Source organism: uncultured Gelidibacter sp. (assembly GCF_947500795.1).
Lineage (GTDB): Bacteria > Bacteroidota > Bacteroidia > Flavobacteriales > Flavobacteriaceae > Gelidibacter.
Genome location: NZ_CANMTE010000002.1, coordinates 287,504 through 310,433 on the forward strand (window position 1 = coordinate 287,504; position 22,930 = coordinate 310,433).

Genomic DNA, 22,930 nt, shown 5'->3' on the forward strand with positions numbered 1-22,930 from the left:
TTGAGTTTATCATGAGCGGCGTCGAAAGACAGGCAATAGATGGAAAAATTTAAAACATTAACCGCAACAGCAATTCCGTTAGACATTGAAAATGTCGATACGGATCAAATCATTCCTGCGCGATTTTTAAAAGCCACCAATCGTGAGGGGTTTGGTGAAAACGCCTTTAGAGATTGGCGTTTCCAAAAAGATGGCACTGTCAATACCGAGTTTGTGTTGAATCAACCGCAATATGGTGGGCCAATTTTAGTGGCTGGCGATAATTTTGGATGCGGAAGTAGTAGAGAACACGCGGCTTGGGCATTAACTGATTACGGATTTAAAGTAATTGTGTCCAGCTTTTTTGCAGATATTTTTAAAGGAAATGCATTGAATAACGGCTTGCTGCCAGTTCAGGTGACTCCTGAATTTTTAAAGGAATTAATGACCGCAATTAAGGCGAATCCGCCAACAAAAATCACGGTCGATTTAGTAGCGCAAACCATCGGGATTGAAGGTTCAGATCATGTTGAGCCTTTTGAGATTGATGCCTACAAAAAAACGTGTATGATCAATGGGTATGATGATATTGATTATTTGTTGAGTAAAAAAGACACCATAGAACAGTTTGAAAAAACGCTTATTTAAGCACCATAATAACTAAAACACGAAGGCCATTAAGTCGTCTTCACCACACTATATGAAATTAAAAATAGCAGTATTGCCAGGAGATGGCGTAGGACCAGAGGTAACCGCTCAGGCTGTTAAAGTTTTGAAAGCGATTGCCCAAGAATTTGACCATTCATTTCAATTTAAATATGCGCCTGTAGGTGCCGTAGCAATTGATGAAACTGGAGATTCATTGCCAAAAAAGACGCTCGATTTATGTAAAAATTCAGATGCTATTTTATTTGGCGCTATTGGAGATCCTAAATATGATAATAATCCGGCAGCAAAAGTGCGCCCAGAACAAGGCTTACTGAAGTTGCGTAAAGAATTGGGCTTGTTTGCGAATATCAGACCGGTAAAAGCTTATGACACGCTTTTGGATAAATCGCCACTAAAAAAACAATTTATAAAAGGCACTGATATTTGCATTTATAGAGAGTTGACCGGAGGTATTTATTTTGGTGAAAAAACGCTCAGTGAAGATGGCAACACGGCATCAGATTTATGTGTGTATTCACGTGCAGAAATTGAGCGTATTACTCATTTGGCATTCAAAGCAGCACAATCTCGTAAACGTAAGGTGACTTTAGTTGATAAAGCCAATGTGTTAGAATCGTCGCGGTTATGGCGCAAAGTGGTGACCGAAGTATCGCAAGATTATAAAGATGTGAAGTTGGACTATTTATTTGTTGATAATGCCGCCATGCAAATCATTCTAAACCCAAAACAATTTGACGTCATTCTTACAGAAAATATGTTTGGCGACATCATTAGCGACGAGGCAAGCGTTATTGGAGGTTCTATCGGACTTTTAGCCTCTGCGTCAGTTGGTGATTACTTCGCCATGTTTGAACCGATCCACGGTTCTTATCCGCAGGCAAAAGATTTAGGCATCGCCAACCCGATTGCTTCCATTTTATCAGCAGCGATGTTGTTAGATCATTTTGAACTTTTTGAAGAAGCAGAATTGATCAGGGAAGGGGTAGAGAAATCGTTGAAATTGAACATTACCACACCAGAATTGAACAGCAAATTCAATCATATAACTACAACCAAAGTGGGTGATTTTATTGAGGATTTCATCAATAATCCGAAAGATACCAACATGAATTTTACAAACATTCACTTGGGACAATCTACTATTATTTAAGTTAATATTGTTAGTCGGATTTTTAATAGTAGCACAGTAGAAAAGCATCCGTGAAGGATGCTTTTCGTTGTTTATAGGTTGATTTAATTTTTAATTTAAGGGTCTGAAAACGAAAACTATATTACAGCTTTGGAAACTTCGCTTTAATCTCCTCTAAACACAAATTCCCCATACTGCCCACATGCGAATGTGCCTTAGACGTATCCGGCGTATAAGTACCTTCCTGTACCTGTTTGCCAATAATTTGATACGCTTCACGGAAACTCATCCCACCTTCTACCAAGGTGTTGATATTATCTACCGTGAATAAATACTGGTATTTAGCATCATTTAAATCGATATCCTTGACCTCAATTTGCTGAATGGCATAGTTGAAAATATCCAAAATATCCTTGACATCATTAATGGCAAGAATCATATTCTCTTTCAACAATTGATAATCACGGTGGTAGCCACTCGGAAGGTTATTGGTAATCAACACCATCTCGGTTTGTAAAGCTTGAATTTTATTACATTTTCCACGAATCAACTCAAACACATCAGGATTCTTTTTATGAGGCATAATACTACTTCCTGTAGTCAATTCATCCGGGAAGGTAATAAACCCAAAATTTTGGCTCATATAAAGGCAAATGTCCATGGCAAAACGCGCCATAGTATTACACAAACCTCCTAAAGTCATCGCAATGGTACGTTCACTTTTTCCACGCGCCATTTGAGCGGCCACAACATTATATTTCAAGGTGGCGAACTGCATTTCTTTAGTGGTCAATTCTCGGTCAATACCAAAAGAACTGCCGTAACCCGCTGCAGAACCTAACGGATTTTGATCCACTGTTTTTAAGGCCGCATTGAGTAAATACACGTCGTCCACAAGCAATTCCGCATAGGCAGAAAACCATAAACCAAAGGAAGAAGGCATGGCCACTTGTAAATGCGTATATCCAGGAAGTAGCGCTTTTTTATGGGTTTCGGCCAAGTTCAACAAGGTGTTGAAAAACACTTCAGTTTTCTCGTGAATAATTCCAAGATTTTCTTTGTAGAACAACTGTAAGGCTACTAAAACTTGATCATTTCGAGAACGCGCCGTATGGATTTTCTTACCTACTTCACCTAATGTTTTGGTCAATTCAAACTCGATTTTAGAATGCACATCTTCAAACTGCGCGTCAATGGTAAACGTGCCGTCTTCAATTTGCTGTGCTAAAGTTTCTAAGCCACCTTGCAATTGGACCAATTCATCTTCAGATAATATGCCAATGGACTGCAACATTTTGGCGTGCGCCAAAGAAGCCTGCACATCATATTTAGCAATATGTAAATCAATTTCCCTATCGTTACCAACGGTGAATTGTTCTATTTTTTTGTCAATACTTATTCCTTTATCCCAGAGTTTCATAATAGTCCTGCGAAGGCAGGAATCGCTTCCCGCTTTCATTTTTATTAATTAATTTTCATTTTGAACCAAGACTTCAATTGTAGTCCATATCAAGTCTTGATTCTTGGTTCTTTGATCTCAAAAATTTCTTAATTCTAACATCTCAATACTTAATTCTACTTATAAAATCTGTTCCAACAACCTCACATACAACCCAATCCCATCCTCAATCTCACGAATATAAATAAATTCGTCAGCAGAATGTGATCTCGTGCTATCGCCAGGGCCTAGTTTTAACGACGGACAAGTTAAGGTTGCCTGATCTGAAAGCGTTGGTGAGCCGTAGGTGGATCTTCCTAAAGCGATTCCAGCCTTTACCAATGCATGATCTTCAGGAATGGACGACGAGTTTAATCGTAAACTTCTAGGGATGATGCTACTGCACGGCGATTCTTTTTGTAGAATTTCCACAATTTCAGCATTAGTATAGCAATCATTCACCCGCACATCAACCACCAAATCCACTTCCGCAGGCACGGCATTGTGTTGCTTCCCGGCATTAATTTGGGAAACCGTCATTTTAACTTCTCCTAAAGTAGCAGAAACCTTATCAAATTTATAGTTTCTAAACCATTGTAAAACTTCAATCGTATTATAAATGGCGTTATCATCATTAAGATGCGCGGCATGACTTGGCGTGCCTTTCACTTTGGCGTCAAACACCACCAGCCCTTTTTCAGCAATAGCTAGCTGCATTAAGGTGGGTTCGCCCACAATAGCCACATCAATATGAGGAATAACCGCCAACATGCTATTAAGTCCATTAGGGCCGCTGCTTTCTTCTTCTGCAGATGCTACAAGAACTAAGTTATAGTTCAGGTTGGGACGCTCATAAAAATAGGTGAACGTCGCTATTAGCGATACCAAACAGCCTCCAGCGTCATTGCTACCTAACCCAAACAGTTTTCCATCTTCCACAATCGCTTTAAAAGGATCTTTAGTGTATGCGGTATTTGGTTTTACCGTGTCGTGGTGCGAATTGAGCAATAAGGTCGGTTTGGAAGCGTCAAAATACTTATTAGTGGCCCAAACGTTGTTTTTGGTTCGTGTGTAAGGAATAGCTCGTTTCTCAAACCATTGCTCAATCAGCAAAGCTGTTTCATCTTCTTCAGAGGAGAAAGATGGTGTTTCGATTAACTTTTTAAGCAGCGCAATGGCATCTGTGGTCAGTTTTTCTATCATTTGGTAATGGTTGTAAAATTTGCAGTGGCGTCAAACAACATTTCTGGTTTGCCAATACACACTTTATGAACATTCTTTTCGACCGCATGAATGCAATTATTCAATTTTGGTAGCATGCCGTCAACGATGATTTTATCATCAATTAACCCTTGATAGGTTTGTGTCGTTATTTCTTTTATGACTGAAGATTCATCCGTAATGTCTCTCATGACCCCGTTTTTCTCAAAGCAATAGTACAATTCGGTTTGATATTGGTCCGCAAAACCAATAGCCAATTCTGAGGCGATGGTATCGGCATTTGTATTTAAAAGTTGGCCTTTTTTATCGTGGGTTAGTGCACAAAATACCGGTGTTACCTTATGGTCTAACAACACTTGTAGAATTTTGGTGTTTACTTTTTCAACATCGCCCACAAAGCCGAAATCCGTAGTTTTTACAGGACGTTTTTTAGAACGAATGGTATTCCCATCTGCACCCGAAAACCCAATCGCATTACAGTTTTTAGACTGCAATTGCGCCACAATGTTTTTGTTGATTTTCCCCGCATATACCATGGTGATGAGGTCTAATGTGGCTTGATCGGTAATGCGTCGGCCGTCAATCATCTTCACTTCAAGACCCAGTTGATTGGCGAGTTGGGTTGCTAATTTTCCGCCGCCATGAATCAGTAGTTTTGGCGATTCAATAGCTGCAAAAGCCTCTAAAAAAGAAGCTAGTGCCGCGTCATTATCGATGATATTGCCGCCTATTTTTATGATTTTTAATGTTTTCATGCCATGCCCGTGTCTTTCGACTTCGCTCAAGATGACTCCCGAACGTATTTTTTTGTTTAAGACCTTATGGTTTTGGAAACCTATAAGGTCTCTATAGATTATAAATTCTCCAATATATTTTTCAACACTACTTGCGCTGCAAAGGTTCTATTATTGGCTTGATTGATGACCACAGATTGATCGCCATCCAAAACCGCATCCTCTACCACCACATTTCGTCTTACCGGTAAGCAGTGCATAAACTTAGCGTTGCCCAATTTTTCTTGGGTCATCATCCACTTCGGATCTTCGTTTAAGACCTTACCATAATCTTTATAATTGCTCCAGTTTTTCACATAGACAAAATCGGCATCTTTTAGTGCGTCTTCCTGATTGTGATTAATTGGCGTGTTTTTGGTGATGTTGGCATCAAGTTCATAACCTTCTGGATGGGTGATTGTCAAATCTACATCCATAGTTTGCATCATTTCCACAAACGAATTTGCAACAGCCTGAGGCAACGCTTTTGGATGTGGCGCCCAAGACAACACCACTTTAGGTTTACGGGTCTCAGAAAGCTCGGTAATAGTTATAGCGTCTGCCAAAGCTTGCAACGGATGTGCGGTGGCACTTTCCATATTAACGATTGGCACTGTGGCGTATTTCATAAAACTGTTAAGGATGAATTCTGAAGCGTCCTTTTCTTTGTCCGTAAGGCTAGGGAAGGCGCGCACCGCGATAATATCCGCATACTGCGAAATGACTTGCGCAGCCTCCTTGATGTGTTCTGAACTTCCGGCATTCATAATGCTGCCATCTTCAAATTCAATATTCCAAGCGTCGTTAACGTTCAAAATACTCACATGCATTCCTAAGTTACGTGCTGCTTTTTCAGTACTTAATCGGGTTCTTAAACTCGAGTTGAAGAACAACATGACTAAGGTTTTATGTTTTCCTAATTCTAAAAATTCTAAAGGTTGCATTTTGAGTAAAATCGCCTCCTTAATCGTCTCTGATAGGTTGGAAATATCTTTTATTTCGGTGTATTTTTTCATCAAAAATTTATTTTTCAATTATGTTTTCTTAAACCTCACAGGTTTTGAAAACCTGTGAGGTTTGAAATTACTGTCCACCATTCATTAATAATAACTCCTGTTGTAAGGCTTCATAAAACAAATCAATATGTTCTTTCTGAATGGTTAATGGTGGAAGAATCCTGATTAAGTTAGGGTTTTTGGCACTTCCGGTAAATATCTTATGCTTATGGATGAGGTTTTTACGCAGTTCTGCTACCGAGAAATCAAATTCTAAACCCAACATCAATCCGCGGCCTTTTACCGTTTTTAAATGCGGTAAATTCTGCGATTTCTGAATAAAATAACCTGACATTTCATCGGCATTTACCATTAATTTTTCCGATTCTAAAACTTCTAAAACCGCTAAAGAGGCTGCACAAGCTAAATGATTCCCTCCAAAAGTGGTCCCTAATAATCCAAAGGACGCTTTAATGTTCGGATGGATTAAAATTCCGCCAATTGGGAAGCCGTTACCCATTCCTTTTGCCATCGCAATAATATCTGGAGTCCAACCGTATTTTTGAAAAGCGAAGAAATCGCCAGTTCTTCCAAAACCAGACTGTACCTCATCAGCAATCAGCATGACGTTACACGTTTTACATAGTTTTTCAAGGCCGATGTAAAATTCCGGAGTACTTTCATCTAAACCGCCCACGCCTTGAATACATTCGATAATCACAGCACAGGTTTCTCCTTCTTTTAAAATACTTTCAACCGCTGCCAAGTCGCCCAATGCTACAAAGTCCACATGTTGTTGCGCGTTTAACGGCGCCACAATTTTAGCGTCATCGGTAGCCGCAACGGCCGCTGAGGTACGTCCGTGGAACGAATTTTTAAAGGCCACGACATTCTTTTTTCCCGTGTGAAAGGAAGCTAGTTTTAACGCATTTTCATTGGCTTCAGCTCCCGAATTACATAAAAACAACTGATAGTCTTTACAACCGGAGATGCGTTCAAGTTCAGACGCTAGAGATTCTTGTAACGGATTTTGAATCGCGTTGCTATAAAACCCCAAGTTTTTTACTTGATCAGAAATGGCTGATACATAGGTGGGGTGGGAATGTCCGATAGAAATCACCGCATGGCCGCCGTATAAATCTAAATACTCCACACCTTTATCGTCATAAACCGCGAGGTCTTTTGCACGCACTGGCGTGATATCAAAAAGCGGATAGACATTAAATAAACTCATAGTTGTTCTTTTTTAATGTTACTTATTTTATTGTAGGATGCAATCATGCCGTGGATTAATGAAGAACTCAAACCTTTATGTTCCATTTCATTCAAACCTTCTATGGTGCAACCTTGAGGTGTTGTGACCCGGTCAATTTCTTCTTCTGGATGATGTCCGTTGGCGATTAATAAATTCGCGGCACCTTCACTGGTATACATTGCCAATTCTTGAGCTTCTTTTGCATCGAATCCTAATTGAATGGCTGCTTGGGTGCTGGCGCGAATCAATCGCATCCAAAAAGCAATCCCGCTAGCACATATTACTGTTGCGGCTTGCATTTGAGACTCAGGTATTACCAAAGAATGCCCTAAGCGGTTAAATATTGCCTGTGCTATCTTAATGCGTTTGGCGCCCAATGCATTGCTACAAATACAGGTCATCGATTTCCCAACGGCAATTGCCGTATTTGGCATCGCTCTGATGATAAATTGGTCTGAGCCAATAATTTCTTCAATTTTAGGAATCAGAAATCCAGTAACTGTAGAAATGACGACATGTTTTTCAGTAATGAGTCCAGCGATATCCTGCAATACATGTTCTAAATGTGCAGGTTGAACGGCTAAAATCAGAATGTCAGAATTTTTAACAGCTTCCCCATTATCTGAAGTTATAAAAACATTTTTATAACCTTCAAATTCTGCGATGCTGTCTGTATTTCTTTTGGACAGGTATAAAGTGGTAATCGCATTGGTGGTGATTAGCCCTTTAGCGATGGACTTGCCTAAATTTCCTGTACCGATGATTGCTATTTTCATATTTATGCCCGTATTTCGACGCCGTTCAATATAAACTGGCGGGTATCTTATTAATTCAACTTTGAGTTATTTCTTGTTTTTTTGCCACGAATACACGAATGTTTTTATAGTTTTTATTCTCAAACCTGAATGGCTTCTGTATTGATTAAAAATAATTAGCCTTTAATCGCAATCCCTCAGTTTCTTCAAAATCAAACATCAAATTCATGTTTTGAATGGCCTGACCTGAAGCGCCTTTCAGCAAATTGTCAATAATGCTCGTTATCAAAAGTTTGTTGTTGTGTTTGTGCAAATGAAGTATGCATTTATTAGTGTTGACCACTTGCTTTAAATGGATGTCTTCATCTGAAACTACTGTAAAAGCGGCATCTTGATAATAGGTTTTATACAAGGTTTTTGCATCGTCCAAACTGCCTTCAAAATCGGTGTAGGCGGTGGCAAAAATACCTCTGGAAAAATTCCCTCGGTTAGGTACAAAAAACACCTCAGCTTTAGACTTTTTCTGTAACTCTAGGATGCGCTCATTGATTTCACCCAAATGTTGGTGGGTGAACGCTTTATAATGAGAAAAATTATTATCGCGATACGTAAAATGCGTCGTTTCAGACAGCGACGTGCCAGCGCCTGTTGATCCTGTAACGGCGTTAACATGCACATCACTTTTTAACAGTTGAAAAGCGGCTAAAGGCAAAAGCGCCAATTGAATGGCCGTTGCAAAACACCCTGGATTTGCAATAAAGTTCGCTTTTTTGATGGCTTCTTTATGCAATTCTGGCAATCCGTAAACAAAATGATTGCCTTGAAAATCACGATCAGCTTCCAGTCTAAAATCATTGCTTAAATCGATGATTTTAGTTTTAGACGAAAAGGTATGACTCTCTAAAAACGCTTTCGAATTACTGTGGCCTAAGCATAAAAATAAAACGTCAACATCAGGATTAATGGTGCTAGAGAACTCTAAATCTGTACTGCCCACTAAATCTTGATGCACCTTGTGAATTTTATTTCCAGCGTTTGAGGTGCTGTAAATAAAATTAAGGTTCGTTTGTGGATGGTTTAGGAGCAACCGGATCAATTCGCCCGCCGTATAACCTGCACCACCAATAATACCAACGTCTATCATGATTCTGAATTTACTTGGTGATAAATTTTATTTTGATTCCCAACGATTTTAATAAATCCTTTGGCTTCATCAGCGGTCCATCCTTTGTTGAGCTCGCCATAACTTCCAAATTTCGCATTCATTAAATCGTGAGCAGAACTGATACCATCTAACATAAAATGATACGGTTTTAAGGTCACAACAACATCTCCGGATACATTTTTCTGGCTGCTTTCCAAAAACGCCTCAATGTTGCGCATCACAGGATCTAAATATTGACCTTCGTGTAAATGCATGCCGTAGAAGCTAGACAGGTACTCCTTATGTTGCAACTGCCATTTGGTAAGCGTGTGCTTTTCCAATAAATGGTGCGCTTTAATTGTGATCAATGCAGCTGCAGCTTCAAAACCTACACGGCCTTTAATTCCTACAATGGTATCTCCAACGTGAATGTCACGCCCAATAGCGTACGCAGAGGCAATTTTATTTAAGGCTTCAATATTTTTTTCTGGCGTATCAGAATTGCCATTTAGCGCTGTAAACTGTCCGTTTTTGAAAGTTAAGGTGACTTTTTCTTCACCTTCTTTGGTCAATTGTGATGGGTACGCGTGTTCTGGTAATGATTTTTCTGAAGTTAAGGTTTCTTCACCACCAACGCTTGTTCCCCAAAGCCCTTTATTGACTGAGTATTTGGCTTTTTCCCAAGACATGTCCACACCATTTTTTTTCAGGTAATCAATTTCCTCCTGTCTTGATAATTTCAAATCTCTAATTGGCGTGATGATTTCAATATGAGGTGCCAAGGTTTGGAAAATCATATCAAAACGAACCTGATCATTTCCTGCACCAGTACTACCGTGAGCAATATACTGCGCATCAATACTTTTAGCGTATTCAACTATTTCAATGGCTTGAATAATACGTTCCGCACTTACTGATAAAGGATAGGTGTTATTTTTCAACACATTACCATAGATCAAATACTTGATCACTTTATTGTAATATGAGGCTACTGCATCTAAATTTTTATAGGTAGAAACGCCCATTTTGTAGGCATTGGATTCAATAGTACTAATTTCTTCAGATGTAAATCCGCCTGTATTCACACTTACGGCGTGAACTTCATAGCCCAAATCCTTACTTAAATGTACCGCACAATACGAAGTATCCAATCCGCCGCTATAGGCTAAAACTAATTTTTTGCTCATGATTTATCTTTTTTTAAAAATAAAGCCTGTTTGATTTGCTTTAATCTTTGAAATGTTTTGGTTTTTATATGTTGAGGTTCGTTGCTGTCTTTTGCTTTCGGATCGTAGAGCATCCCTGTACATAAGCACATTTTCTGCTCTGTACGTTGCAATACGTCATAGTTTTTGCAAGTTTGACAGCCGTTCCAGAAACTTTGATCGTCTGTTAATTCTGAAAACGTGACGGGTTTATAGCCCAATTTACTATTCATTTTCATAACAGCCAATCCCGTAGTAATACTGAATACCTTGGAATCTGGGAATTTCTCACGTGAATGTTGAAAAACTCGCGCTTTTATTTTTTTGGCTAAGCCCTGTTCCCTGTAGTCTGGATGTACAATTAATCCGGAATTAGCCACAAATTTACCGTGGCTCCACGCTTCAATATAACAAAAGCCTGCGAAGGTGTCGCCATCTAATGCGATAACGGCATTCCCGTTTTCCATTTTTGTAATGATGTACTCAGGGGTTCGTTTTGCAATACCCGTACCTCTTACTTTAGCGGATTCGGCAATGGTGTCGCAAATGATCTGTGCATAAATTGCATGAGATTTATTAGCAATAACAATGTCCATTGTTCTTGATATTTAGATTAAAAAAAATTAAAGATATGTTGTCGGAAAAACGGAACCGGACTCACCTAAGTTCCAAAATAAAGCGCACCCTTAAGGGCGGCGGAACAGAAAATGACTTGTCCTGACACGATTGTTATTTGAAACAACTGTATTAGAGGAGGAAAATATGTGTGATGATTTGATCAAGGTGTAAAAAATAAATATACGTTAGCGACTCTCTTTAGGTTAGAATGCACAGCGTCTGCGCAACATGGCTGCGGGACTAGATGGACGTATTTTATTTTTCATTATAAACATGGGTCAAAAGTAACATTTTATTTTACAACTCAATTTAATTTTAACTTTTTTTAAAGTATGTAATCTGTGCTTACAAAATTTGAAGCTTTACTATCTAATAGGTTATTTAAAATGGCATTGTTGTAGGCATTGTCTTTGGAAGCCACAAAAGTTCTGATAGAAAATGAACGCAAGGCATCATGGACACTTAAGGTTGCCACAGCAGAATCTTTTCGTCCTGTAAATGGATATACGTCAGGTCCGCGTTGGCAGGAACTATTTAAATTAACTCTACACACCAAGTTTACCAACGTATCAATTAGCGGCGCCAAGGTTTTAATGTCACTACCAAATAAGCTCACTTGCTGTCCGTAATTGGATTCAGCCATATCATCTAATGGTTCGTCAATATCTATAAAGGACAGCACCGGAATGACAGGTCCGAATTGTTCTTCCTGAAACACACGCATGTCTTTATTTACAGGATATAGCACTGCAGGGAAAATGTAATTTTCCGTGATTTCTCCGCCTTTTTCATTTAATATGGCGGCACCTTTAGCAAGCGCATCATCAATTAATTCTTGTATGTATTGCGGTTTATCAGGTTCAGGTAAGGGTGTTAATTTCACTCCAGATTCCCACGGATTTCCAAATTTTAAAGCATCGACTCTGGCGGCAAAACGCTTGTTAAATTCGTCTACGATGTCTTCATGCACGTAAACTATTTTCAGCGCTGTACAACGTTGTCCGTTAAAAGATGTCGTACCAGCAATACATTCGTCAATAGCCAAATCTAAATCGGCATCTTTTAGAACAATCGCAGGGTTTTTCGCTTCCAAACCTAACACCAAACGGAGTCGGTTACTTTTTGGATGTTCGTTTTGCAAGGCATTGGCCGATTTGCTATTGCCAATAAGCGCTAATACATCAACCTTTCCGGATTGCATGATTGGGGTAGCAACCGTTCGGCCGCGACCGTAAATAATATTAACCACACCTTTTGGGAAGCTGCTTTGAAACGCTTCCAACAAAGGGGATATCAATAAAACTCCAAACTTTGCAGGTTTAAAAATGGCGGTGTTACCCATGATTAATGCTGGAATCAATAGCGCAAAGGTTTCGTTTAGAGGATAATTGTAAGGCCCTAAACACAATACCACACCCAAAGGACCTCTACGGATATGGGCATACACACCATCATTCTTTTCAAACTTGGCGTTATCTCTATCCAATTGTTTGTATTCTTCAATCGTATCGTAGATGTAATCTACGGTTCTATCAAATTCCTTTTCTGAATCTGGTAGGGATTTTCCAATTTCCCACATCAACAATTTCACGACGGCATCACGCTTGGTTTTCATTTGGGTCACAAACTTTTCCATGCAGGCAATACGGTCTTTCACCTTCATCGTAGGCCATAAACCTTGACCTTTATTATAGGCGTTAACCGCGGCATCCATGGCTTCCAAAGCTTCTTTTTCTCCTAAAGTAGGAATGGTGCCCAATAAGGTTGGAGCATAGTTAGGCGTTGATGATATTGTAGAATACACCTCTGAAGTTTCTCCAGACCAGGGCCTTAATTCGCCATCAACCAAATAGCTGTTTTGGTGGATTAATGATTTTATTTGATACTGTTCTGGAATGTTCATAAGGTTGTATTTAAACTAAAAATTGAAATAAATCGGGTTTGTCATTGAGGTAATCCCCATAGAAATTACGGAGTTTCATTTTTGTAATTAACGGCTCTAAATCATCTGAAGATTTTAATTCCAATCCAACCACGGCAGCACCGTTTTCACGATTGGTTTTCTTGGTATATTCAAAATAGGTGATATCATCAGTAGGGCCTAAGATATCGACCACAAACTCACGTAATGCCCCCGCACGCTGTGGGAATTTGATGATGAAATAATGCTTCAAATTCGCATATAAAAGGGCACGCTCTTTAATTTCAGCAGTTCTGGTAATGTCATTATTACTGCCGCTGATAATACAAATAACGTTTTTGCCTTTAATTTGTTCAGCATATTGATCTAAAGCAGCAATACTTAGCGCCCCGGCAGGTTCTACGACGATTGCATCTTTATTATAGAGATCCAAAATGGTTTCGCAAACTTTACCTTCATCAACTGTAATCATATCATGCAGATGTTGTTGACAAATGGCAAAATTTAAATCGCCCACACGTTTCACCGCAGCACCATCCACAAAATTCTCAATATCTTTCAATTCGGTATTGCGTTTGTTGGCCAATGAAGTGGACATTGAAGGCGCGCCTTTTGGCTCCACACCAATTATCTTGGTGTTTGGAGACAACTGCTTAAATACAGAACATAGCCCGGCAGAGAGTCCGCCACCACCTATAGGAACAAATACATAATGAATTGGATGCTGTGCCTGGTCAATGATTTCCAAACCTACCGTGGCTTGACCTTCAATGACTTTTTCATCATTAAAAGGGTGAATAAAGGTTTTGTTTAAACGTTCACATTCTTCTTTTGCGGCTTTGCTGGCATCATCAAAAGTATCGCCAATCAATACCACTTCAATAAAATCTTCACCAAACATAGCAACTTGATCCACTTTTTGTTGTGGTGTAGGCGAAGGCATGAAAATGGTGCCTTTTATTTTTAATAATTTACAGGATAAAGCAACGCCTTGTGCATGATTTCCCGCACTAGCGCAAACAATACCATTCTCAATTTGAAGTGGGCTCAAGGATGACATTTTATTGTAAGCACCTCTAATTTTATAGGAGCGTACTTGCTGCAAATCCTCACGTTTGAAATTAATATTCGCTTCAAATTGTTTTGAATAACGATGGTTTTGCATTAGTGGCGTAACCTCAGCGACGTCTTGAAGTTTTTTGGCCGCAGCTTCAACAGCGGCCAAACTTGGGTAATATATTTTAGTTTCAACGTTCATCACACTCATTTAGAGGCAGGAATTGCTTCCTGCCTTAATTATAAATTCATTCAATTGTTATGCTAACACTGAATCTTCAACTTCAGCATCTGTTTTGATAACCTTCATGGCCGTCATTGCAGCTCTTAATCGTTTCCCAACCGTTTCAATAGGATGGTTTCTGATAGCGTCATTAACCGCAATCAATTCTAAATTATCTACAGCGTTAGATGTTGCAAATGATTTTCCGATGGTATTCGGATCGACATTTTTCATGAAATCTTCCAATAATGGCTTACACGCGTGATCAAATAAATAGCAGCCATATTCCGCTGTATCAGAAATGACACGGTTCATCTCGTATAGTTTTTTTCTAGCGATAGTGTTGGCGATTAATGGCAATTCATGAAGCGATTCATAATAAGCAGAATCTTCAATAATACCAGCGCTTACCATAGTTTCAAACGCCAATTCAACCCCCGATTTAACGAAGGCAACTAAAAGTACCCCGTGATCAAAATAGGTTTGTTCTGAGATATGATCTGTTGTCAATTCTGTTTTTTCAAAAGCAGTCTCGCCTGTAGCAGCACGCCATTTTAATAGATCTGCATCATCATTTGCCCAATCTTCCATCATGGTTTGTGAGAAATGACCGGAGATGATATCGTCCATATGTTTTTCAAACAAGGGTTTCAAAATGGTCTTTAATTCTTCCGACAATTCATGAGCCTTGATTTTTGCAGGATTTGATAAACGGTCCATCATATTGGTGATGCCACCATGTTTTAAGGCTTCAGTGATGGTTTCCCATCCCAATTGGATCAATTTCGCAGCATAATTGGCGTTTACGCCCTCTGCAACCATCTTATCAAAAGCCAATATAGATCCTGTTTGAAGCACCCCACAAAGTATGGTTTGCTCTCCCATTAAATCACTTTTTACTTCAGCAATAAACGAAGATGCCAAAACACCAGCTCTATCGCCACCAGTTGCAACCGCATACGCTTTAGCCTGTTCCCAACCTTTTTGTTCTGGATCATTTTCTGGATGTACTGCAATTAATGTTGGTACACCAAAGCCGCGTTTGTATTCTTCACGAACTTCAGTTCCAGGACATTTAGGCGCCACCATGATGACCGTAATATCTTCACGGATTTTAGTGCCTTCTTCCACGATATTAAATCCGTGGGAATAGCTTAATGTTGCTCCTTTTTTCATCAAAGGCATCACCGTTTTTACAACATCCGTATGTTGTTTGTCTGGCGTTAAATTCAATACCAAATCAGCTGAAGGAATTAATTCCTCATAAGTACCCACATTGAAGCCGTTGGACGTTGCATTTTTATAAGACGCACGTTGCTCTTTAATGGCTGCCTCACGTAAGGCGTAGGAAATATCCAATCCTGAGTCGCGCATGTTCAAACCTTGGTTCAAACCTTGGGCGCCACAGCCTACAATAACTATTTTCTTTCCTTTTAGAACGTTTACGCCATCTTCAAACTCTGAAGCGTCCATAAATCGGCATTGTCCTAATTGCTCTAATTGTTGTCTTAATGGTAATGTGTTGAAATAATTTGACATTTTCTTTGATTTTTAATGTTGAAATGCTTCAAGCATTTTTGATATTTTCATTTCGTCCTTGGTTACTGCAATACGTCCTGAACGTGTAAATTGCATGATTCCGAAAACACTTAATTCTCTGTATAATACTTCTAATTCCTCTTTACGCCCTGATTTTTCGATGACGAAAAACTCTCTATTTACAGTTACAATTCGGGCGTTATTATCTTTAATGACCGATTCAATTTGTCGGCGTTCATCAAACAATAGATTCGACTTGATTTTAAACAAGCACGATTCCTGATAAATAGTTTCATCTTCAGTATGGAAATAGGCCTTTATGACCTCGACTTGTTTTTCAATCTGTCCGATGATTTTCTTCATCTGATCTTCATGAAGTTTTACAACGATGGTCCATTTTGAGACATTTTCAATTTCAGAAACGGATGAATTGATGCTCTCTATATTGATGTGACGACGTTGAAAAATAGCCGAAATACGGTTCAATAACCCAATGTTATTTTCAGTGTATATGGTTACGGTATATGCTATAGGTTCACTCATGTTTATATTATCCTTTTAATTGATAACGATTCTTTTCTCTCTGTTCTCTATTCTCTTCTCTCTATTCTTATTTCCAAAAAACTATTCCAATCGAATATCCGAAACACTCGCTCCTGTAGGAATCATTGGGAACACATTGCCTTCTTTTTCTACTCTTACCTCTAAGAAGTAAGGCCCTTCACAAGCCATCATTTCAGCAACTGCAGCTTTTAGGTCTTCACGTTTCGTCACTTTTTGAGCGTCGATATAATAGCCTTTTGCAATGGCTACAAAATCAGGATTGGTCATTTCAGTTGATGCATAGCGTTTTTCGAAAAACAACTGTTGCCACTGACGCACCATTCCTAAAAACTCATTATTTAGCACAACGATTTTCACCGGTACTCTTTGTTGGAAAATGGTACCCAATTCCTGAATGGTCATTTGGTAACCGCCATCGCCAATAATAGCAACCACATCACGCTCTGGAGCCGACATTTTTGCACCAATGGCAGCAGGAAGTGCAAAGCCCATAGTTCCCAGTCCACCAGAAGTAATATTACTTTTTGTGGTGGTGAATTCGGCGTAACGACAAGCAATCATTTGGTGTTGGCCTACATCTGATACGATAGCTGCGTTGCCTTGTGTTTGGATGTTGATTTCTTTGAGCACTTCGCCCATGGTTAAACCTTCTTTTGTTGGATACAAATCATCCTTTATCACTTTTTCATATTCTATAGCATATAAATCCTTGAATTTTTGATGCCATTCTTCATGAGAATTTGCTTTTAACAACGGCAATAACTGTGACAGACTTTCTTTAGCATCGCCTAAAACGGCTACATCTGTTTTTACGTTTTTATCTATTTCAGCAGGATCAATTTCAAAGTGAATCACTTTAGCTTGTTTTGCATACGAAGCTAAATTTCCCGTCACACGATCGTCAAATCGCATGCCTATCGCAATTAAAACATCACATTCATTGGTCAACACATTTGGTGCATAATTGCCGTGCATCCCAACCATTCCCACATTTAAAGGATGCGCGGTAGGAACTGCCGACGCTCCAAGAATAGTCCATGCAGCAGGAATCCCAGCTTTTTCGATGACCGCTTTCAATTCCTCTTCTGCTTCACTCAATATCACGCCTTGACCCCAAACGATTAATGGCTTTTTAGCCGAATTTATTAAAAGCGCAGCCGCTTTAACATCGTCTATATCTGTTTTCGGAACAGGATTATAACTTCTGACGCCTTTACATTTTTCATAAGAAAAATCAAACTGTTCAAACTGTGCATCTTTAGTGATGTCAATTAACACAGGGCCTGGGCGTCCGCTTTTTGCAATATAAAAGGCTTTCGCAATCACCTCAGGAATTTGGGACGCTTTGGTAATTTGGTGGTTCCACTTGGTCACCGGAGTGGAAATTCCGATGATATCGGTTTCCTGAAAGGCATCACTGCCTAATAAATGGGAAGCAACTTGCCCTGTAATACACACCATTGGCGTGGAATCTATTTGTGCATCTGCAATTCCCGTAATTAGGTTTGTAGCACCTGGGCCGGAAGTTGCCATAGCGACACCAACTTTCCCTGAAATACGTGCATACCCCTGAGCCGCGTGAGTAGCGCCTTGTTCATGACGTGTTAATACATGATGAATTTGATCTCTAAACTTATAAAGTTCATCATAAACCGGCATAATAGCACCTCCAGGATACCCGTAAAGGATGTCTACACCTTCAGCAATAAGACATCTGATGATGGCTTCACTACCAGAAATGCGCATCGTTTTAGCGGTTGTAGTTTGTTCTTTATCTAATGTTTGCGTGTCTTTCATATTGAAAACTTTTTTTCATTCCTCTTATTCCGAAAGCTATCGAGAGGAATCTCAATATTATTTTTACTTAATTATATATTAGAATTCATCTGTGACACAACCTTTGGATGCCGATGAAACTGTTCTTGCATATTTATAAAGCACTCCGCGCTCAAATTTAAGTGGTGGTGCCTGCCATTCAAGGCGACGTTTTTGCAGTTCTTCCTCAGAAACTTCAAGGGTTATGGTGTTTGTTTCAGCATCAATAGAAATCATATCGCCATTTTTCACTAAGGCAATAGGGCCTCCTTCTTGAGCTTCTGGAGTAATATGGCCTACAACAAAACCGTGGGTACCCCCAGAAAAACGACCGTCTGTAATTAACGCGACATCATTTCCTAAGCCTGCCCCAATAATAGCGGCGGTTGGTTTTAGCATTTCTGGCATTCCAGGACCTCCTTTTGGACCTTCATAACGGATAACCACAACATCTCCTTTCTCAACTTTTCCATCTCTAATGCCATCATTTGCGGCGTATTCGCCTTCGAAAACTTTTGCTTTCCCAACAAAATTTAAACCTTCTTTTCCGGTGATTTTTGCCACACTTCCTTCAGGCGCTAAATTGCCGTAAAGCATGCGTAAATGGCCAGAGATTTTTATAGGTTCCTCAATGGTTTTGATAACGTCCTGTCCTTTTGTTAGGTCCTCAACATCCAATAGGTTTTCTGCCATTGTTTTTCCGGTTACGGTTAAACAATCGCCGTGAAGCATGCCTTTTTTCAAAAGATATTTTAAAACTGCAGGAATGCCGCCCACAGCGTGTACGTCTTCCATAAGGTATTTACCGCTCGGTTTTAAGTCTGCTAAAAATGGAGTGTTATCACTAATATTTTGGAAATCTTTTAGGGTAAAGTCAATTTGAGCAGCTCTTGCAATAGCTAAAAAGTGGAGTACGGCATTGGTAGAACCTCCTAAAATAGTCACCAATCGCACTGCATTTTCTAAGGATTTTCTAGTGATGATGTCTGAAGGTTTGATGTCTTTTTCTAATAAGACACGCATGGCTTCTCCAGCACGGATAGATTCTTGTTGTTTTGCATCACTAAGTGCAGGATTGGAAGAATTGAACGGTAAGGTCATCCCTAAAGCTTCTATTGCCGATGCCATGGTGTTTGCAGTATACATACCGCCACAAGCTCCAGCGCCTGGACACGCTTTTTCAACAATACTTTGGTATTCAGTTTCTGCCATCGTACCGGCAACTTTGCTGCCCCAAGCTTCAAAAGCTGAAACGACATCTAATTTTTTCCCGTTATGACAACCAGAATCGATGGTGCCACCATAAACTAAAATGCTTGGTCTATTTAAACGAATCATCGCCATTAAAGCGCCAGGCATATTTTTGTCACAGCCAACTACAGTCACCAATCCATCATAACTCATAGCTTGTACTACGGTTTCCATGGAGTCTGCAATAATATCGCGAGACGGCAAGGAGTAACGCATGCCCGGTGTCCCCATAGAAATACCATCACTGACGCCAATGGTGTTAAAGATTAATCCGATAATATCTTCGTTTTTGGTGCCTTCTTTGACCAATTTGGCCAAATCATTTAAGTGCATGTTGCACGGATTGCCTTCGTAACCGGTACTTGCAATCCCAATCATGGGTTTTAAAAAGTCTTCAGTAGTCAATCCAATGGCGTGCAACATGGCTTGAGCAGCGGGTTGCGTTGGATCTTGGGTAACTGTTTTACTGTATTTATTTAAATTACTCATAGTGCGTTTGATAACTTTGATTTACGTTGACCCAAAACTTCTTGTTGGTACAACTGCATTAATTTATAACCTAAGGAGTCGGTCCATGGTAGAGGAAATTCGTAATCGTCTAATGATTTTAACCCGACAACCTCAGCTGCTGTTCCAGTAAAAAATGAACTGTCAGCTTGCTTTAATTCTTCTAATTTGAAATGTTTTTCTTCAACAGGAATGCCTTCTTCCTCACAGATTTCTAAGATGGTAGCACGTGTGATTCCTGCCATAATACTGCCTTTTTTAGGAGTGAAAAGTTTGCCGTCTTTCTCCATAAAGATGTTTGCTCCTGAACATTCTGCAACATTGCGATGCATATCCAACAACAACGCTTCGTCATACCCTGCATCTTTAGCTTCGTTGGTTGATAAAATAGAATTGATATAATGCCCGGTAACCTTAGCTTCTACGAAACACGATTTTGGATTAGGGCGTTCAAATGATGAGGTTTTGACACGTAATAAGCGGTCGCCCATTAGTTTTCCCCATTCCCAACATTGCATAGTGAGAAACGATTCTTTTGACGTATACAGTCCCATATTAACACCAGTACTGATCAATGGTCGGATATAGGCGTCTTGAAGTTGGTTTTTTTCTAAGAGCTCATAGGTGATTGCAATTAGTTCTTCAACAGAATAGTTGAATGGGATTCCCATTACTTTAGCACCATATTTAAGACGCTCATAATGTGCTTCCGCTCTAAATATTTTGGTACCCTCGTCTGTTTTATAAGATCTAATACCTTCAAACACGCCATTACCGTAGTGTAAGCTTTGGCTATATAAACTACTTGATGCGGCTTCAGGCTTTAAAAACTCACCGTTGTGGTAGATTATGGTTTGGTTGTTATAGTAAGCGTTCATAATTATTTAAAAGTTTAAAATTAATATAACAGTTTGTTTGAGTGTCTTGAGATTGCTGTGTCCGATTAAACTCAGTGTCATGGTTTTATATTTAAGTTATTGTGTTTCAGTTGTTTAAGTGTGTTTATTTATGATGTTCAAAATGCTAAACTTTTGAATAAAAAAAGCCTGTATCTCAATTGATACAGGCTTTTTTTGGGAATAGCATACTGTATCAACTAACTGGAGCTAATAATAATGATGCTAATAATGATGATATTCTGTTGCATTACGCTAAATACTTTATTTCAAAATGTGTGATACTAAAAAAGCCTTCCAATTTGAGGAAGGCTTTAGTTATATTTTATTAAACTTAGTGTACCATTCCTCCTCAGCGTGACATAATCACGATGCTAATAATAGAAATAATATTTAAGTTTTGGCTTTTCATTTGTTCGTCAAAAATCAAAAAAGAAATTTATAAAACCTAATTTATGTCTTATAAATTTCTAATTATTTTTAAATTCTTGGCAAATCATTATCGTCTTTAAGTGGTAAAATAGAGCTGCCCATGAGGTATTTATCAACGTGGTGCGCGGCTTGTCGGCCTTCTGAAATGGCCCAAACAATTAAGGATTGGCCACGGCGCATATCGCCTGCACTAAAAATTCCTGGAACATTAGTGGCATAATTAGTAGTTGTAGCTTTAATGTTGGATCTAAAATCCATTTCAAGCCCGAATTGTTCCGCCAATGTTTTTTCTGACCCTGTAAACCCTAAAGCCAATAACACCATATCGCAATCCCATTGTTTTTCGGTATTAGGAAGTTCTCTAAGTTCCGGGCGTTGCCCTTCATTAAAAATCCACTCTACTTCCACGGTCTTCAATCCGATGAGGTTTCCGTTTTTATCTCCTAAAAATTCTTTGGTCGAGACACTGAAAAACCGTTCTACACCTTCTTGGTGAGATGAGGTCGTTTTCAGTTTCATAGGCCAATAGGGCCAAGGCTGATGTGCAGGTCGTCCCACAGATGGCTTGCTTAAAATTTCAAAATTAGTTACACTTTTGGCGCCATGACGGTTGCTGGTACCAATACAGTCGGAACCGGTATCTCCACCACCAATAACAATAACGTTCTTACCTTTTGCGGATAAAATTGCATCTTCAGTGATTAAACCGTCTACAAATTGATTGTTTAATTTTAGGAAATCCATGGCTTGATGCACGCCTTTTAGGTGGTTGCCTTTTATAGGAATACCTCTGCGCTCGGTTGCGCCGCCACATAAGACCACAGCGTCAAAATCGGCCTTAATGGTTTCGATACTTATATTTTGGCCTACATGGGCGTTGGTGGTAAACGTGATGCCTTCTTCCTCAAGAATTGAAATTCGCCGATCAATAATTGATTTTTCGAGTTTAAAATCGGGGATGCCATAACGCAATAATCCGCCTACTTTGGCGTCCCGTTCAAAAACAGTGACGGTATGTCCTGCTCGGTTTAGTTGTTGTGCGGCGGCTAACCCTGCTGGACCAGATCCAATAATGGCCACTTTTTTATCTGTTCTTGATTTTGGTGGTCGTGCTGTAATCCATCCTTCTTCAAATGCCTTTTCGACAATGTTTTTCTCGATGTTTTCTATGGAAACCGGATCTTCATTAATGCCTAAAACACAAGCCTCTTCACATGGAGCCGGACATAATCTACCTGTGAATTCTGGGAAGTTGTTGGTGGAATGTAAAATTTGCGCAGCCTCTTTCCAACGGCCTTTGTACACTTTATCATTAAAATCAGGAATCAAATTCCCTAAGGGGCAGCCACTATGGCAAAAGGGAATGCCACAATCCATACAGCGTGCGCCTTGTTCTTTTACTTTTTTCTCCTCTAACGGAATGGTGAATTCCTTATAATTTTCCAATCGTTCTTCAACCGCTAAGTAAGGCTCGTCAACTCTCTCGTATTCTAAAAATCCTGTTATCTTTCCCATAGGTGTGCTCCGCGCAAACGGAAATCTTTT

Annotated in this window: 19 protein-coding genes; 2 read left to right on the plus strand and 17 right to left on the minus strand. The window is 39.4% G+C overall.

What is annotated here, in order from left to right; translation table 11 throughout:
- Positions 1 to 39 precede the first annotated feature (39 nt).
- Entirely contained in the window at positions 40 to 627 is a 588-nt protein-coding gene (gene leuD / locus Q0947_RS06490; protein WP_299393873.1) for a 3-isopropylmalate dehydratase small subunit, read from the plus strand.
- Between the two features lie 52 nt (positions 628 to 679).
- Entirely contained in the window at positions 680 to 1,798 is a 1,119-nt protein-coding gene (leuB, locus tag Q0947_RS06495) for a 3-isopropylmalate dehydrogenase (RefSeq protein WP_133756933.1), read from the plus strand.
- Positions 1,799 to 1,919: 121 nt separating this feature from the next.
- Here the strand turns inward: leuB and argH are convergent, their stop codons facing one another.
- The 17 genes from argH to Q0947_RS06580 form a co-directional block, all read right to left on the minus strand.
- A complete protein-coding gene (argH, locus tag Q0947_RS06500; protein WP_299393879.1) occupies positions 1,920 to 3,197 on the minus strand; it encodes an argininosuccinate lyase in 1,278 nt (425 codons plus the stop codon).
- A gap of 159 nt (positions 3,198 to 3,356) precedes the next feature.
- Positions 3,357 to 4,418, minus strand: a complete 1,062-nt coding sequence (locus Q0947_RS06505; protein WP_299393883.1) for a M20 family metallo-hydrolase — start codon at positions 4,416 to 4,418, stop codon at positions 3,357 to 3,359.
- Positions 4,415 to 5,191, minus strand: a complete 777-nt coding sequence (argB, locus tag Q0947_RS06510) for an acetylglutamate kinase (RefSeq protein ID WP_299393887.1) — start codon at positions 5,189 to 5,191, stop codon at positions 4,415 to 4,417. The genes Q0947_RS06505 and argB overlap by 4 nt, the downstream gene beginning before the upstream one ends.
- A gap of 98 nt (positions 5,192 to 5,289) precedes the next feature.
- Complete coding sequence (locus Q0947_RS06515; protein WP_299393891.1) at positions 5,290 to 6,225, minus strand: N-acetylornithine carbamoyltransferase; 936 nt, start codon at positions 6,223 to 6,225, stop codon at positions 5,290 to 5,292.
- Positions 6,226 to 6,292: 67 nt separating this feature from the next.
- Positions 6,293 to 7,438, minus strand: coding sequence for an aminotransferase class III-fold pyridoxal phosphate-dependent enzyme (locus tag Q0947_RS06520; RefSeq protein ID WP_299393895.1), 1,146 nt, complete (start codon positions 7,436 to 7,438; stop codon positions 6,293 to 6,295).
- Positions 7,435 to 8,235 (minus strand): pyrroline-5-carboxylate reductase, encoded by an 801-nt coding sequence (proC, locus tag Q0947_RS06525; RefSeq protein ID WP_299393898.1) that lies wholly within the window; start codon positions 8,233 to 8,235, stop codon positions 7,435 to 7,437. The genes Q0947_RS06520 and proC overlap by 4 nt, the downstream gene beginning before the upstream one ends.
- Before the next feature lie 145 nt (positions 8,236 to 8,380).
- On the minus strand, positions 8,381 to 9,358 hold the full coding sequence (argC, locus tag Q0947_RS06530) for an N-acetyl-gamma-glutamyl-phosphate reductase (RefSeq protein WP_299393901.1): 978 nt from the start codon (positions 9,356 to 9,358) through the stop codon (positions 8,381 to 8,383).
- Positions 9,355 to 10,545 (minus strand): argininosuccinate synthase domain-containing protein, encoded by a 1,191-nt coding sequence (locus Q0947_RS06535; protein ID WP_299393906.1) that lies wholly within the window; start codon positions 10,543 to 10,545, stop codon positions 9,355 to 9,357. The genes argC and Q0947_RS06535 overlap by 4 nt, the downstream gene beginning before the upstream one ends.
- On the minus strand, positions 10,542 to 11,159 hold the full coding sequence (locus tag Q0947_RS06540) for a GNAT family N-acetyltransferase (RefSeq protein WP_299393911.1): 618 nt from the start codon (positions 11,157 to 11,159) through the stop codon (positions 10,542 to 10,544). Before Q0947_RS06540 ends, Q0947_RS06535 begins: the two co-directional genes overlap by 4 nt.
- A 347-nt stretch (positions 11,160 to 11,506) precedes the next feature.
- Positions 11,507 to 13,084 carry an NADP-dependent glyceraldehyde-3-phosphate dehydrogenase gene (locus Q0947_RS06545; protein ID WP_299393916.1) on the minus strand — a complete coding sequence of 526 codons (1,578 nt, stop codon included), beginning with the start codon at positions 13,082 to 13,084 and terminating at the stop codon, positions 11,507 to 11,509.
- 10 nt (positions 13,085 to 13,094) lie between these two features.
- Complete coding sequence (ilvA, locus tag Q0947_RS06550; protein ID WP_299393921.1) at positions 13,095 to 14,360, minus strand: threonine ammonia-lyase IlvA; 1,266 nt, start codon at positions 14,358 to 14,360, stop codon at positions 13,095 to 13,097.
- 57 nt (positions 14,361 to 14,417) lie between these two features.
- The gene (gene ilvC / locus Q0947_RS06555; RefSeq protein WP_299393925.1) at positions 14,418 to 15,920 is read right to left on the minus strand and encodes a ketol-acid reductoisomerase; all 1,503 of its coding nucleotides are present in this window, start codon (positions 15,918 to 15,920) and stop codon (positions 14,418 to 14,420) included.
- Between the two features lie 12 nt (positions 15,921 to 15,932).
- Positions 15,933 to 16,463, minus strand: coding sequence for an acetolactate synthase small subunit (gene ilvN / locus Q0947_RS06560; RefSeq protein WP_299393930.1), 531 nt, complete (start codon positions 16,461 to 16,463; stop codon positions 15,933 to 15,935).
- Between the two features lie 81 nt (positions 16,464 to 16,544).
- Positions 16,545 to 18,281 (minus strand): biosynthetic-type acetolactate synthase large subunit, encoded by a 1,737-nt coding sequence (gene ilvB / locus Q0947_RS06565; protein ID WP_299393934.1) that lies wholly within the window; start codon positions 18,279 to 18,281, stop codon positions 16,545 to 16,547.
- Positions 18,282 to 18,359: 78 nt separating this feature from the next.
- The gene (ilvD, locus tag Q0947_RS06570; protein WP_299393938.1) at positions 18,360 to 20,039 is read right to left on the minus strand and encodes a dihydroxy-acid dehydratase; all 1,680 of its coding nucleotides are present in this window, start codon (positions 20,037 to 20,039) and stop codon (positions 18,360 to 18,362) included.
- The gene (locus Q0947_RS06575) at positions 20,036 to 20,935 is read right to left on the minus strand and encodes a branched-chain amino acid transaminase (protein WP_299393943.1); all 900 of its coding nucleotides are present in this window, start codon (positions 20,933 to 20,935) and stop codon (positions 20,036 to 20,038) included. The genes ilvD and Q0947_RS06575 overlap by 4 nt, the downstream gene beginning before the upstream one ends.
- 498 nt (positions 20,936 to 21,433) lie before the next feature.
- Complete coding sequence (locus Q0947_RS06580) at positions 21,434 to 22,900, minus strand: glutamate synthase subunit beta (protein WP_299393946.1); 1,467 nt, start codon at positions 22,898 to 22,900, stop codon at positions 21,434 to 21,436.
- Positions 22,901 to 22,930: the final 30 nt, after the last annotated feature.